This window comes from Streptomyces sp. CNX435 (assembly GCF_059570575.1).
In genome coordinates, this window is sequence record NZ_JCANTA010000002.1 from 622,505 (window position 1) to 635,510 (window position 13,006).

Sequence of the window (13,006 nt, forward strand, 5' to 3'; positions counted from 1 at the left end):
ACCGATCTTTCTGTACCGATGTACCGACCGGAGGTCCCGCACCCGTGTCCCCGATGCTGCCCCCGTCCTGGCAGGACGCCCTGGGCAAGGAGCTCGACAAGCCCTACTTCACACGCCTTGAGTCGTTCGTCGAGGAGGAGCGCGCCCGCGGCCCGGTGTACCCGCCGCGGGAGGAGGTCTTCGCCGCGCTCGACGCGACGGCGTACGACCGCGTGAGGGTGCTCGTCCTCGGCCAGGACCCGTACCACGGACCCGGGCAGGGGCACGGGCTGTGCTTCTCGGTGCGACCGGGGGTGCGCACGCCGCCGTCCCTGCGCAACATCTTCAAGGAGCTGCGCGACGACCTCGGCCACCCGGTGCCGGACAACGGGTATCTGATGCCGTGGGCCGAGCAGGGCGTGCTGCTGCTGAACGCGGTGCTGACGGTGCGTGAGAGCGAGGCGAACTCGCACAAGGGCCAGGGCTGGGAGGACTTCACCGACGCGGTCATCCGCGCCGTCGTGGAGCGGCCGGACCCGGCGGTGTTCGTGCTGTGGGGGGCGTACGCGCGCAAGAAGCTGCCGCTGATCGACACCGCCCGGCACGTCGTGGTCCAGGGGGCGCATCCGTCGCCGCTGTCGGCGAAGAAGTTCTTCGGCTCCCGGCCGTTCTCGCAGATCGACGACGCGGTGGCCGCGCAGGGCCACGAGCCGATCGACTGGCGGATCCCGGACCTGGGGGCGGACCGGGCCTGATGCCCGGCCAGGCCCCAGGTCCGGGGGCCGCGGCCCGTACGGAGCGGCCTTCGCGGGTACGGACCGGACGCGGCGCCGCCTAGCGCTCTAGCGCTCGACGTACTCCGCGCACGCCGCCGCCTCCCGGCTGCCGGGAGCCAAGCGGCCGTACTCCCCGGCGAGCGCGCACACGTCGACCGCTCCGCCGGGGGCGACGGCCGGCGGAGGCGTCGCCGCGGGCTGTGCCGTACGGACCGGGCGGGCCGGCGCCGCACGGGGGGCCGGCGGCTGCGCCGGGGGCGCGGGCGGCGGCCCGTCCGGAGCGGGTGCGCCGGACCGCGCCGTGCCCGTGTCTCCGGACGGCGGCGGCGTGATGCGCTGCGGGCGGGGCGCGGGGCCGATCGTCGCCAGCAGCTCGCGTCCGGGCAGCGGCGTCGCGGCGGGCCCGGGAGCGGCCGGTACGGGCCACGCGGTGCCGGGTGCGGGGGCGGTGCCGGGCTCGGGGGAGACGGCGACGCAGCCGGCGACGGCGGTGAGGGTCGTGAGGCCGGTCAGCAGGGCACCGGCCGCGGGAGTGGAGCGCACCCGGTAACACTGCTGTGCCCGGCGCCGGTCCGGTACTCCCCGCAGGGGTGACGCCCGCGCCGTGAAGTTGCCGCCCGTGCCGGCCGGCCGCCGCTCAGCGGCCGAGCATGCCGCGCAGCAGGTCCTCGTACCCGGCCCGCAGCCGGGCCCTCGCGGGCGTGCGTGTGCCGCTCAGCTGGCCCGCCGTGTGCAGGAACATCATGCCGTCCGTCCAGGCCATCAGCTCCTGCGCGTGCCGTTCCGGGGCGGTCGACCCCCACGCCGCGAGCAGCACGTGCGCGGCCTCGCCGAAGGTGGCGCCCGCGCGGTCGTAGACCGCCCGCAGCTCGGGGCGGCGGGTGGCCTCCAGCGCCAGCTCGTAGCGGGCCAGGAGCAGCGTGCGGTGCCGGGTGAGGAGGCGGTGCAGCAGGCCGGCCAGCGCGTCGGCGAGCTGCCCGGAGTCGTCGCCGGGCGGGGGCAGGTCGCCGACCTGCAGCACGGCGCCCTCGCGTGCCGCGAGGCGCTGGACGGTGAGGTCGAGGAGGGCGGCGCGGGTGCGGGCGCAGTTGGACGTGGAGCCCTGCGGCAGCCCCGCGGCCTCGTCCACGGCCCGGTGGGTCAGGCCCCGCATGCCGCGCTCGGCGAGCAGCGCGATAGCGGCGTCGGCGATGACCTCCTGCCGGGACGCGGAGGACGCAAAGGACGCGGCGGGCGCGGAAGACGCGGCGGGCGCGGTGGCCGCGGCGACGGCGGGCGGACCGGCGGCGGAGACCGGGGTGTTCGGGTCGGGCACGGTCCCAACCTATCGCCGTGGCAGCCTCTACTACACCCGTAGTGCCACCATGCTACATTCGACCTGCCACTACAGATGTAGTTCCAGGAGGTTCCCGTGAACCAGCCACGCGCCCTCGTCATCGGCTCCGGCCCCGGCGGACTGACGGCCGCCGCCGCGCTGCACCGCCGCGGCTGGTCCGTCACCGTGCTGGAGCGGGTCGACTCCATCGAGCCCGTCGGCGCCGCCATCTCCCTCGCCGCCAACGCCCAGCGGGCACTGGACGCCATCGGCGTCGGCGACGCCGTGCGCGAACTCGCCGCCTGGGAGGGGAGTGGCGGGCTGCGTACGCCCGACGGGCGCTGGCTCTCCCGTACCGACTCGGCCGCCGTGGCCGAGCGGTTCGGGGGCGGCATCGCCCTGGTGCACCGCGCCGACCTCGCCGCGCTGCTCGCCGCCCGGCTGCCGGCCGGCACCATCCGTACCGGCGCCCCCGCCGAGGTCGTGGACCCCGGCGGGCCCGACCGCCCCGCCCTCGTCACCGTGCCGGACGGCGCGCTGGAGGCCGAGCTGGTCGTCGCCGCCGACGGCATCGGCTCCGCCGTACGCCGTGCCCTGTTCCCCGACCACCCCGGTCCCGCCTACGCGGGGTTCACCACCTGGCGGCTCGTCCTGCCCGCGCCGGCAGCGTTCGAGCCGCACGAGACCTGGGGCCGCGGGCAGTTGTGGGGATCGCAGCCGCTCGCCGACGGTCGCGTGTACGCGTACGCCGCCGCCGTCGCGCCCGAGGGCCGGCGGGCCCCCGACGGTGAACTGGCCGAACTGCGCCGCCTCTTCGCCGGCTGGCACGACCCGATACCGGCCGTCCTCGCCGCCGCCGAGCCCGGCCAGGTGCTGCACCACGACGTGCGCTGGCTGGCCGAGCCGCTGCCCGCCTTCCACCGGGGCCGGGTCGCGCTCGTCGGGGACGCCGCCCACGCCATGACCCCGAACCTCGGCCAGGGCGGCAACCAGGCCATCGAGGACGGCGTCGTCCTCGCCCACCACGCCGCCGCCGACCCCGCGGCCGTACCCGACGCCCTGGCGCGCTACACCCGGGACCGCCTCCCGCGCACCCGCACCGTGGCGGTGCGCTCCGCCCGCGCGGGCCGGCTGATCAACCTGACCGGCCCGGTCGCCGTCCGCACCCGCAACGCCCTGATTCGCGCCGTCGGGCTGCTCGGCCCCCGTCTCGTGCTGCGCGGGCTCGACGGCATCGCCGACTGGCAGCCGCCCGGGGCGGGCGCCGATCCGGTCGGCCCGTATGCTTCCCCCGCACAGACGGTGCCCTGACGCGGGTCCTCCGGCCGCAAGCCCCGGCCAGCGGCCCGCCGCCCACCGCGCGGCCGGGCGCCCACGGGCCGAGGGCTGCGGACGGGAGCGGACATGACCACGGGCGCAACGCCGCTGAAGGCCGGCGTGATCGGACTCGGAGACATCGCGCAGAAGGCGTACCTGCCGGTGCTCACCTCGCTGCCCGGCGTCGAGCCGCACCTGCACACCCGCACCCCGGCCACCCTCGCCCGCGTCGCCGACGCCCACCGCGTCCCGCCCGCCCAGCGCCACGGCGACCTCGACTCGCTGTTGTCCGCCGGCCTCGACGCCGCATTCGTGCACGCCCCGACCGCCGCGCACGTCGATCTGGCCACCGCGCTGCTGGAGGCGGGCGTCCCCGTCTACGTCGACAAGCCGCTGGCGTACGACCTGGCCGGCGCCGAGCGCCTCGTACAGCTCGCGGACGAGCGCCGCGTCTCGCTGATGACCGGTTTCAACCGGCGCTACGCGCCCGGCTACGCGCAGTGCCTGGAGCACCCGCGCGAGCTGATCATCCTGCAGAAGCACCGCGTCGGGCTGCCCGAGGACCCCCGCATGCTGGTCTTCGACGACTTCATCCACGTCGTCGACACGCTGCGCTTCCTCGCCCCCGGCCCGGTCGAGGACGTGGACGTGCGCGCCCGGGTGCGCGACGGGCTCGTGCACCACGTCGTCCTGCGGCTGTCCGGCGACGGCTTCACCGCCGTCGGCGCGATGAACAGGCTCTCGGGCTCCGCCGAGGAGATCCTCGAAGTGTCCGGCCAGGACACCAAGCGCGAGGTCCGCAACCTCGCCGAGGTGGTGGACCACAAGGGCCAGCCCAGCGTGCGGCGGCGCGGCGACTGGGTGCCGGTGGCCCGGCAGCGCGGCGTCGAGCAGGCCGTGCTGGCGTTCCTGGGCGCGGTGCGCGCGGGCGAGCCGCTGAGCGGGCAGGACTCGCTCGCCACCCACGAGCTGTGCGAGCGGATCGTGCGTGCGGTGGGCCGGACGGGTTGATTCCGCCACCCGTACGTCGGACACAGTCCGTGCGCTAAGCGGAAAATCATAAGAAAAGCGGCAAGCTGGGCCCCGTTCGTCCGCCGACCGTACGAAGGGGGCCCCATGCCCCGGCGCCGCACCCGGCTCAGTCCGCTCGCCGTCACCGTGACCGCGCTCGCCGCCTCCGCCGCGCTCCTCGCCGCGGGCTGCGCACCCGCCGAGCCGTCCGCCGCCCCCGCCACGGCCGGGCCCCGACCCGGCGCCCGCCCCTTCACGCTGCTGGCGACCGGCGACGTCATCCCCTACCCGTCGATCATGCGGCAGGCGGCCGAGGACGCCGGGGGAGAGGGCTACGACTTCCGGCCCATGTTCGCCGCCGTCGCGCCCGCTGTCGCCGCCGCGGACCTGGCGCTCTGCCACCTGGAGACCCCGCTCGGGCCGCCGGAGGGCCCGTTCACCGGCTACCCGGTCTTCCAGTCCCCGCCCGGCCTGGCCGCATCCCTGCGCGACGTCGGCTACGACGGCTGCTCCACCGCCTCCAACCACGCGCTCGACGCCGGCACCGCCGGCGTACGCCGCACCCTGGACGCCCTCGACGGCGCCGGCCTGCGCTACGCCGGCACCGCCCGCACCCGCGCCGAGTCCGCCCGCCCCGCGGTGCTGCGCGCCGGCGGCGCCCGGGTCGCCCACCTCTCGTACACCTACGGCAGCAACGCCGACGTGCCCGCCGACGCACCCTGGTCCCTGGTCATGCTCGACCCCCGCCGGGTCGTCGCCGACGCGCGCGCCGCGCGCCGGGCCGGGGCCGACGTGGTCGTCGTCAGCGTGCACTGGGGCACGGAGTGGCAGCAGGAGCCGGACGCCGCCCAGCGGCGGCTCGCCGACCGGCTCACGCGCTCGCGCAGCGGCGGACGCAAGGACATCGACCTGATCGTCGGCACCCACAACCACGTGCCGCAGCCCTACGAGAAAATCAACGGCACCTGGGTCGTCTTCGGCCTCGGCGACCAGGTCGCCAGCTTCATCCCCTCGATGTACCGCGGCAACGAGGGCTCCGCGGCGCGCTTCACCTTCACGCCCGGACGCGACGGCTGGCGGGTGACCCGGGCGGAGTTCCTGGCCCAGCACGCGGAGACCGGACCGCCGTTCCGGGTGGTGCCGGCAACACCGGAGACGTACCCGGACGTCCACGCGCGGGTACGCGCCGCCGTCCTGAGCCGCGGCGCGGCGGCGGACGGGCTGCGGGAGGCGTCGTTCTGACGAGGCGCCACCGTCGTTAACCCCGGCGGGAAGAGGCGTTAACCGGGACGTCACTACCGTCGCCGGCCATGGATACCTACGCTGCGCTCGCCGCCCGCGGGGTGGTCGACCTGGCCGCCGTCTCCGCGCTCACCTTCGCCGTCTACGTCCCGCGCCATCGCAGACGCGACCTCGTGCCCGGCTATCTCGCCCTGAACGTCGCGCTGTTCGCCGTCGTAGCCGCGCTCGCGGAGGCGGGCGGGAACGGCGGACTGGCGCTCGGCTTCGGCCTCTTCGGCGTGCTGTCCATGATCCGGCTGCGGTCGGACACCCTCCAGCACGAGGAGGTGGCGTACTACTTCTGCACCCTCGTCCTCGGGCTCGTCTGCGGCCTGCCGGGGCTGCCGCTGGGCGTGGCCGCGGCGCTGGCGGGGCTCATCCTCGCCGCCGTCTGGGGCGCCGACCACCCGCGGCTGCTGGCCCGTACCCAGCGGACCGTGGTGACGCTGGACGCGGTGGCGGCCGATCCCGACCAACTCGCCGCACTGCTCGCCCGGCGGGTGGGCGAGCCGCTGAAGTGGACGGTGCTGGAGGTGGACTGCGTACGCGAGGTGACGGTCGTCGACGTGCGCTACCGCGAACCGGCGCCTCGGCTGCGGCACCTGCGCGGTGGGGCGGCGGGGGAGGCGGCGTGACGCCCGGGGGGACGCCCCGCGCCGGTGAACCGGCGCTGACCGCACTGGAGTCGGCCGCGGCGCGGCGGCCTCCGGTGGCGCTGGCCGAGGTGCTGCGGCAGGCGGAGCTGCTGACCCGCGTCGACCGTTCGTATCTCGTGCCCGCCGGAGCCTTCCCCGGCCTCGCCGCCGCGCTCGGCGGGTTCCGTACGCTCACCATCGAGGGCCTGCGGGTCTTCCGCTACCGCTCCGTCTATTACGACACACCCTGCCTGCGGTCGTTCCGTGACCACCGGCAGGGCCGGCGGCGCCGGTTCAAGGTGCGGGAGCGGCTGTACGCGGACACCGGCGAGCGGCAGCTCGAAGTCAAACTCAAGGGCCGGCGCGGCGAGACCGTCAAGCACCGCAGGCGGCTGGCACCGGACGAGTACGCTCTCGGGCCCGCCGGGCGGGAGTTCGTGGCGGCGGTGCTCGGCGGCACGTACGGCACGGCGCCGCCCGCCGTGCTCCTGCCGACCCTGGTGACGTTCTACGTCCGCGCCACGTTCGTCGCCGAGGGCTGCCGGGTGACCTGCGACGCGGCCCTGGCCTGCCGGGACCTCCACACGGGCGCGGAGGTGCGCGCGGATGGCGGGGTCGTGCTCGTCGAGACCAAGTCGGCGGGGCGGCCCACCGCGGCCGACCGGCTGCTGTACGAGCGCGGGATCCGCCCGGCGGAGTGCACGAAGTACTGCGTGGCGCTGGCGGGCCTGCACCCGGGGCTCGGCCCGGGCCGCTGGAGCCGGTCGGCGCGCATCCTCTTCCCGCCCCCGGCGGACCAGCCGGCGGACGTCCGGCCGGCGCGGCGACCGGCGCCGGCACCCCTGCCCGCCGTGCCCTGGGCCGGCAGCGCCGGATGACCCGGCGTCGGCGCGGTCATCCGGCGCTGCCGGTGGTACCACCGGCCCCGTCGGCTCCGGCGCTACGCCCCCTGCTCCCCTGTTCCCCGGCACCCCCGGGCGCCGGCCTGAACACCGCCGTCACCCGCGCTCCGCCCGCCGGCGAGCGCCCCAGCTCCACCGACCCGCCCGACTCCTCCGCCGCCTGCCGGACGATGTCCAGCCCCAGGCCCGTCGACCCCGCGCCGCTGCGGCCCCGCAGCGCCGGCCGGCCCGGGGGGAACCCCGGGCCCGCGTCGTCGACGACCAGCCGGCCGTCCGCCGACACCGCGATGCGCCACGGCGTGCCCGGCGGGGTGTGGTCGAGGACGTTGCCGATCAGCGCGTCGACAGCCGCCCGCAGGTCCTCGCCGCCGACCCGTACCCGTACCGGACCGGCCGGCGTGGCCACCGCCACCCGCCGGTCCTGGTCCTGCGCCAGCGGCAGCCAGAACGCGGCGCGTTCGCACGTGGCCTCCGCCAGGTCGCCGACGGCCGCGGCCGGGTCGCGCAGTGGCCGGCGTGCGGCGCGTATCACCTCGTCGACGCCGTGCTCCAGCGCCGCCGCGTCGGAGCCAATACGCTCCGCCTCCTCCGGGTCGCGCAGGCCCTCGGCGTCGAGGCGCAGCACGGCCAGCGGGGTGCGCAGCCGGTGCGCGAGGTCGGCGGCGTTCTCCCGCTCGGCGGTGCGGAAAGCGTGGATGCGGTCCGCGAGCCCGTTCAGCGAGGCCGCGACCAGCCGCAGCTCCTGCGGCCCTTCGGGGGCCGCGCGGGCCGAGAGGTCGCCCGCGGCCAGCCGGTCGGCCACGGCCGCGAGCCGGCGTGCGGCACCGACCAGGCGGGCGCCGAGACGGTCGGCGACGAGCAGGCCGAGGAGGGTGAGCCCGGCGCCGAGGCCGGCCAGCGGCAGCCAGGACGCGAGCGTGCCCGCGTACAACATCTGCTCGGGCACCACGACCTGCACCACCGCTGTGCCGCCCGCGATGCCCTGCACCGGTACGAGCACCGTCCGGCCGCCCCCTTCGGGCGCGTACGTGAACGCCCGCCCCGTGCGTGCGAGCCGCACCGCGTCGGTGACGCGCGCCGCAGGGCCGAGCACCCGGCCGTCGGGCAGCAGCACCGACGTACGCGGCAGATCCGCGCCGTTGACGCCCGCGAGTACCGCGCGGACCGTGGTGTCGCCGCGCCCGCCGCCGCCCAGCTCGCCGCCGACGACCGCGGCCACCGACTGGGCGCGCTGGGTGGCGTCCGCGGTGGCCCGGTCGGCGGCGTGGCCGCGGGCCAGCAGGGCGAGCGGCACGAGGAGGGCGGCCAGGACGAGGGCGGTGGTGGCCCCGGTGACCAGCAGCAGCCGGCGGCGCACGACGCGCTACCCTGCCTCGTCCGGCGCCGTGAGCTTCACCCCCACCGTTCGCACCGTGTGCAGGTAGCGCGGGCGCTGGGCGGTCTCGCCCAGCTTGCGCCGCAGCCACGACAGGTGCACGTCCACGGTCTTGTCCGCGCCGCCGAGCGGCAGCCGCCATACGTCGGCGAGCAGCTCCCGCCGGCTGACGACCCGCCCGGCCCGCGCCGCAAGATGCGCGAGCAGGTCGAACTCGCGTGGCGTGAGCTCCAGTTGCCGGCCGTCGAGGCGCGCCTCGCGGGCCGCGACGTCGATCAGGAGACCGCCGACCCGGAGCGGCTCGTGCCGTGCAGGTGCCGCCAGCCGGCGCAGCACCGCGCGGACCCGGGCGTCGAGCTGCGCCGCGCCGAAGGGCTTGACGATGTAGTCGTCGGCGCCGTCGCCCAGCGCGGCCACCATGTCCGGCTCCTCGTCCCGCGCGGTCGCGACGATCACCGGCACCCGGCTGACCGCGCGCAGCATGCGCAGCACCTTCGCCCCGTCCATGTCCGGCAGCCCCAGGTCGAGCACCATCAGTTCCGGCGGGTGGGTCACGGCGGCGTCGAGCGCCGCAACGCCCGTCGCGGCGGTGGCCACCGCGTGTCCGCGATCCCGCAGTGCACGTACCAGCGCGGTGCGCAGCTTCGGATCGTCCTCGACTACGAGCAGATGGGGCATACCGCCAACGTAGCCACCGCCGCGCCCGGGTGGCAGGGCGGGCGGCAGGGCTTTGCCCGTACTTAACCGGCCTTTAGGGAACGGCGGGGCATCCTGGGGGTATGTGGAGGTCATCCCGGTTGCGCCCGGCCGCGGCCGTCCTCGTCTGGCTGTGCGCGCTCGGCGGCGCGGGCGCGCTGGGCGCCTGGTCCCTGGCCAACGCCGACCCCGGCGCCTCGTACGGCGCGGCGGATCCGCTCGACGGCGGGGACGTACGCCGCGGCCTCGCCGAGGCCGGCGGCGGCGGGGACGCGGGCGCGGACTCGCGTACGGATCCGCCGGCCCCCTCGGCGCCCGGCTCCTCGGCCAGCCCGTCCCCGGGCCGCGACCCGGCCGCCGACCGGCGGCCGGACGCATCCGATCCGTCCGCCCCGGCCCGTACGGTCACCTTCCCGGGCGGCTCCGCCTCCGCCCGGTGCCTGCCCGGCGGCGACATCAGGCTGACCCACTGGAGCCCCGCGGCCGGCTACTCGGTCGAGGAGGTCGCGCGCGGTCCGGCGGCCACGGCGGTCGTCGAACTGGAGGGGCCGGGCGACGAAGGCGAGGACGTCGTCGTGGTGTTGCGGTGTACGGACGGCAGGCCCGTGGCCGCGTCAGCGGCGGAGGACGACGCCGACGACGCGGACGGCGACTGAGCGGGCACGCCGCTCAGTGCGCGGACTCGCCTGCTTCCGGGTCCAGCGCGCCGGCCGCGACGAGGATGAAGATCAGGATCCCCAGCAGCACGCGGTAGATCACGAAGGGCGCGAAGCTACGGGTCGTGATGAATTTCATGAACCATGCGATGACGGCATATCCGACCGCGAAGGCGATGAGCGTGGCGACCACGGTCCCGCCCCAGTTCATGTGTGTCGCCCCGGGGACCTCCTTCAGCTCGAAGAGCCCGGAGGCGAGCACCGCGGGGATGGCCAGCAGGAACGAGTACCGGGCGGCGGCCTCGCGGCTGTAGTTCAGGAAGAGGCCGCCGGTGATCGTCGCGCCCGAGCGGGAGACTCCCGGCACCAGCGCGAGCGACTGGGCGAGGCCGAACAGCAGGCCGTCGCGGGTGGTGAGGTCGGTGAGCTCCTTGCGCTGTACGACGGCGCGGTGCCGGCCGCCGCCGCTGGAGGCGCGCCAGTCGGCGAAGCCGAGGATCAGGCCCATCACGATCAGCGTGGTGGCGATCAGCCGCAGGTCGCGGAACGGGCCCTCGATCGACTCCTGGAACGTCAGCCCCAGCACCCCGATGGGTATCGAGCCGATGATGACCAGCCAGCCCATCTTCGCGTCGTGGTCGGAGCGCATCGACTTGTCCGTCAGCGAGCGGAACCAGGCGGAGACGATCCGTGCGATGTCCTTGCGGAAGTAGATCAGCACGGCGGTCTCCGTGCCGATCTGCGTGATGGCCGTGAAGGCCGCGCCCGGGTCCTCCCAGCCGGCGAAGGCCGCCGTGAGCCGGAGGTGGGCGCTGGAGGAGATCGGCAGGAATTCCGTCAGCCCTTGGACGAGTCCGAGGATGACTGCTTCGAACCAGCTCATACGGGCTGCACATGTCCTTGAGTTCGCTGACGGGTTGCAGGAGATGTTAAGGCCCCTACGTGAGGCGCGTGGCCCCAGGGTCGGCTGCGGTTACGCCCGCGTGCCCGGTGGCGGAACTCTCGGCGGGTGCCCCGGAAGTGATCACTCCGCTCGCGGTGCCGGAGCGGGCGGAGCGCCGCCGGCGCATGGCGACCGCGGCGCCGGCCGCCATGCTGGCGACGATGAAGCCGAGGGCGGCGAGGAAGACGGGGGAGAGCGGGTCGGAGGCCCGGCTGCCGGCGATCACGTACGCGGCGGTGTTCGGCACGCAGCCGACCGCCGTGGCCAGCAGGAACGGCGCCCAGCTCATCCGGGAGACCGCGGCCGCGTAGTTGACCCCCGCGAACGGCACGCCGGGGAAGGTGCGCAGCACCAGCATCGAGCGGAAGCTGTGCCGGCTCAGCTGCCGGTCGGCCGCCGTCAACAACCGCCCGCGCAACAGCGGGCGCAGCGCGTCCTGGCCGAGCAGCCGGCCCATCCCGAAGGCGACGCCCGCGCCGAGCACCGTGCCGGACACCGACCCGGCCAGGCCCGCCTGGGCGCCGAAGAGCGTGCCCGAGGCCAGGTTGAGCAGCGGACGCGGTACGAGGGCCGCGGTGCACAGCCCGTACGCGACGGCGAAGACGATCACCGCCGACATGCCGGTGAACTGCGGCGGCAGCCCGTCGACCAGCAGGCGGTGCGGCCGCCACACGACGACCGCGACCACCGCGCCGGCGAGGAGCGCGACGAGCAGGCTCAGCCGGGAGCGCGGGGACAGCAGAGCCCGGCCGCAGCGGACGGCGCGGCCGACGGCGGTCGCCTCGGCGGGTACGGGCACCGCCTGAGCCTAACCGACGCGGGCGGGCATGCGCCGTGACGTCGCACTCAACTCCGGCAGCTACGGTGGCGGGCATGGCCCAGCAGCACTCCAGTGTCCCCGTAGGCCCGGAGGCTCCCTCGACCCCGGACGCCCCGGGCGCCCCGGACACCCCTGGCACCCCGGACGGCCCGGACACCTCGGCCGCCCCGGGCACCTCCGGGCCCGCGGCGCCCCCCGGCGCCCCGCCGGCCCCCGCCAGCGCCCTCGCCGACACCGTCCTCGACCGCCTCACCGCCGCCTATCGTCCCGCCGCCGACCCCGAGCGCGCCGCGCAGACGACCGCGTACCTCCGGGGCGTAGCCCCCTTCCTCGGCATCCCCGCGCCCCGCCGCCGCGAGCTGTCCCGCGCCGTCCTCTACGGCACGTCGCGCCCCGCCGAGGCGGACTGCGCGGCGATCGCGCTGCGCTGCTGGCGGCTGCCGGAGCGCGAGTACCACTACTTCGCCGTCGACTTCCTCCGCCGCCATGTGCGCCGCTGCTCCTCCGGCTTCCTGCCCGTCGTCCGCCACCTCGTCGTCACCACCTCCTGGTGGGACACCGTCGACACGCTTGCCGCACATGTCGTCGGCGGCCTCGTCGCCGCCGACCCCGAACTGGCCGCCGCCATGGACGAGTGGATCGAGGACGACGACCTCTGGATCGCCCGCACCGCCCTGCTGCACCAACTGCGCTTCAAGGACGCCACCGACACCGGCCGCCTCTTCGGCTACTGCCTGCGCCGCGCGGACCACCGCGACTTCTTCATCCGCAAGGCCGTCGGCTGGTGCCTGCGCGAGTACGCGAAGACCGGCCCGGCGGCCGTACGCGCCTTCGTCGACGGCCACCGCGCCGAGCTGTCCCCGCTCTCCGTACGCGAGGCGCTCAAGCACCTCTGACCGCTCCCGGTCGGCGGCGGGAATGCCGTTCGCCGGACGCCGCGCCAGTGTGCGTGCCCGATCACGGTGAACCCGCGCACGCCGACGTGCGCGGCTACGCCGACCGGTCAGCGTCGATCGTCAGTCACGAACGACTGGCCGAACCGTCGGGGTAGCTGACGCACAAACGCCCCCCTGCCGCACAGCGGCGGATTCCGGGGGGCGTTCTGCACGGAGACTTCCCCGCTCCACCGCAACGTCGACCTCGGCGAGACCGCCGTCGCCCGGCCCGGCGACACCGTCGCCATGACGGTCGAGCTGGGCCGCGAGGTGCCGCTCGAAGAGGGGCTCGGCTTCGCGATCCGCGAGGGCGGGCGCACCGTCGGCGCGGGCACCGTCACCGGGCTGGGCTGACCCCCGGCCCG

At 76.0% G+C, this 13,006-nt stretch carries 14 protein-coding genes and 1 pseudogene; 9 read left to right on the forward strand and 6 right to left on the reverse strand.

The window, feature by feature from the left end; genetic code table 11:
- Positions 1-53 precede the first annotated feature (53 nt).
- Positions 54-734: a uracil-DNA glycosylase gene (locus T328_RS05950; RefSeq protein WP_496494910.1), complete on the forward strand. Its 681-nt coding sequence runs from the start codon at positions 54-56 to the stop codon at positions 732-734.
- Positions 735-821: 87 nt separating this feature from the next.
- Here the strand turns inward: T328_RS05950 and T328_RS05955 are convergent, their stop codons facing one another.
- Both T328_RS05955 and T328_RS05960 read right to left on the reverse strand, forming a co-directional pair.
- Positions 822-1,298: a hypothetical protein gene (locus T328_RS05955; protein ID WP_496494791.1), complete on the reverse strand. Its 477-nt coding sequence runs from the start codon at positions 1,296-1,298 to the stop codon at positions 822-824.
- Between the two features lie 94 nt (positions 1,299-1,392).
- Positions 1,393-2,070: a TetR/AcrR family transcriptional regulator gene (locus T328_RS05960; protein ID WP_496494792.1), complete on the reverse strand. Its 678-nt coding sequence runs from the start codon at positions 2,068-2,070 to the stop codon at positions 1,393-1,395.
- Between the two features lie 96 nt (positions 2,071-2,166).
- Here T328_RS05960 and T328_RS05965 point away from each other — a divergent pair, with 96 nt between their 5' ends.
- The 5 genes from T328_RS05965 to T328_RS05985 all read left to right on the forward strand — a co-directional run bounded on the left by T328_RS05965 (position 2,167) and on the right by T328_RS05985 (position 7,192).
- Positions 2,167-3,381, forward strand: a complete 1,215-nt coding sequence (locus T328_RS05965; protein WP_496494793.1) for an FAD-dependent monooxygenase — start codon at positions 2,167-2,169, stop codon at positions 3,379-3,381.
- Positions 3,382-3,495: 114 nt separating this feature from the next.
- The gene (locus T328_RS05970) at positions 3,496-4,398 is read left to right on the forward strand and encodes a Gfo/Idh/MocA family protein (protein WP_496494911.1); all 903 of its coding nucleotides are present in this window, start codon (positions 3,496-3,498) and stop codon (positions 4,396-4,398) included.
- Between the two features lie 105 nt (positions 4,399-4,503).
- A complete protein-coding gene (locus T328_RS05975) occupies positions 4,504-5,640 on the forward strand; it encodes a CapA family protein (protein ID WP_496494794.1) in 1,137 nt (378 codons plus the stop codon).
- Between the two features lie 68 nt (positions 5,641-5,708).
- The gene (locus T328_RS05980; RefSeq protein ID WP_496494795.1) at positions 5,709-6,314 is read left to right on the forward strand and encodes a DUF4956 domain-containing protein; all 606 of its coding nucleotides are present in this window, start codon (positions 5,709-5,711) and stop codon (positions 6,312-6,314) included.
- Positions 6,311-7,192, forward strand: a complete 882-nt coding sequence (locus T328_RS05985) for a VTC domain-containing protein (protein WP_496494796.1) — start codon at positions 6,311-6,313, stop codon at positions 7,190-7,192. The genes T328_RS05980 and T328_RS05985 overlap by 4 nt, the downstream gene beginning before the upstream one ends.
- 16 nt (positions 7,193-7,208) lie before the next feature.
- Here T328_RS05985 and T328_RS05990 read toward each other — a convergent pair whose 3' ends face one another.
- Both T328_RS05990 and T328_RS05995 read right to left on the reverse strand, forming a co-directional pair.
- On the reverse strand, positions 7,209-8,573 hold the full coding sequence (locus tag T328_RS05990) for a sensor histidine kinase (RefSeq protein ID WP_496494797.1): 1,365 nt from the start codon (positions 8,571-8,573) through the stop codon (positions 7,209-7,211).
- Between the two features lie 6 nt (positions 8,574-8,579).
- A complete protein-coding gene (locus T328_RS05995) occupies positions 8,580-9,269 on the reverse strand; it encodes a response regulator transcription factor (RefSeq protein ID WP_496494798.1) in 690 nt (229 codons plus the stop codon).
- Between the two features lie 101 nt (positions 9,270-9,370).
- Between T328_RS05995 and T328_RS06000 the strand changes: the two genes are divergently transcribed.
- Entirely contained in the window at positions 9,371-9,943 is a 573-nt protein-coding gene (locus T328_RS06000; protein ID WP_496494799.1) for a hypothetical protein, read from the forward strand.
- Between the two features lie 13 nt (positions 9,944-9,956).
- On the opposite strand, the gene T328_RS06005 is transcribed toward T328_RS06000, so the two are convergent.
- On the reverse strand, positions 9,957-10,826 hold the full coding sequence (locus T328_RS06005) for an undecaprenyl-diphosphate phosphatase (RefSeq protein ID WP_496494800.1): 870 nt from the start codon (positions 10,824-10,826) through the stop codon (positions 9,957-9,959).
- Positions 10,827-10,881: 55 nt separating this feature from the next.
- Positions 10,882-11,685, reverse strand: coding sequence for a TVP38/TMEM64 family protein (locus T328_RS06010; RefSeq protein ID WP_496494801.1), 804 nt, complete (start codon positions 11,683-11,685; stop codon positions 10,882-10,884).
- 74 nt (positions 11,686-11,759) lie between these two features.
- On the opposite strand from T328_RS06010, the gene T328_RS06015 reads away from it, so the two are divergent.
- Both T328_RS06015 and T328_RS06020 read left to right on the forward strand, forming a co-directional pair.
- Positions 11,760-12,602 carry a DNA alkylation repair protein gene (locus tag T328_RS06015; RefSeq protein ID WP_496494802.1) on the forward strand — a complete coding sequence of 281 codons (843 nt, stop codon included), beginning with the start codon at positions 11,760-11,762 and terminating at the stop codon, positions 12,600-12,602.
- Between the two features lie 234 nt (positions 12,603-12,836).
- A pseudogene (locus T328_RS06020) lies at positions 12,837-12,995 on the forward strand (EF-Tu C-terminal domain-related protein); the annotation flags it as partial.
- Positions 12,996-13,006: the final 11 nt, after the last annotated feature.

Bases quoted from the DNA above. Each gene is read 5' to 3' on its own strand.
- T328_RS05950 (WP_496494910.1), top strand. From the start codon at position 54: ATGCTGCCCCCGTCCTGGCAGGACGCCCTGGGCAAGGAGCTCGACAAG.
- T328_RS05975 (WP_496494794.1), top strand. From the start codon at position 4,504: ATGCCCCGGCGCCGCACCCGGCTCAGTCCGCTCGCCGTCACCGTGACC.
- T328_RS05980 (WP_496494795.1), top strand. From the start codon at position 5,709: ATGGATACCTACGCTGCGCTCGCCGCCCGCGGGGTGGTCGACCTGGCC.
- T328_RS05995 (WP_496494798.1), bottom strand. From the start codon at position 9,269: ATGCCCCATCTGCTCGTAGTCGAGGACGATCCGAAGCTGCGCACCGCG.
- T328_RS06000 (WP_496494799.1), top strand. From the start codon at position 9,371: ATGTGGAGGTCATCCCGGTTGCGCCCGGCCGCGGCCGTCCTCGTCTGG.
- T328_RS06005 (WP_496494800.1), bottom strand. From the start codon at position 10,826: ATGAGCTGGTTCGAAGCAGTCATCCTCGGACTCGTCCAAGGGCTGACG.
- T328_RS06015 (WP_496494802.1), top strand. From the start codon at position 11,760: ATGGCCCAGCAGCACTCCAGTGTCCCCGTAGGCCCGGAGGCTCCCTCG.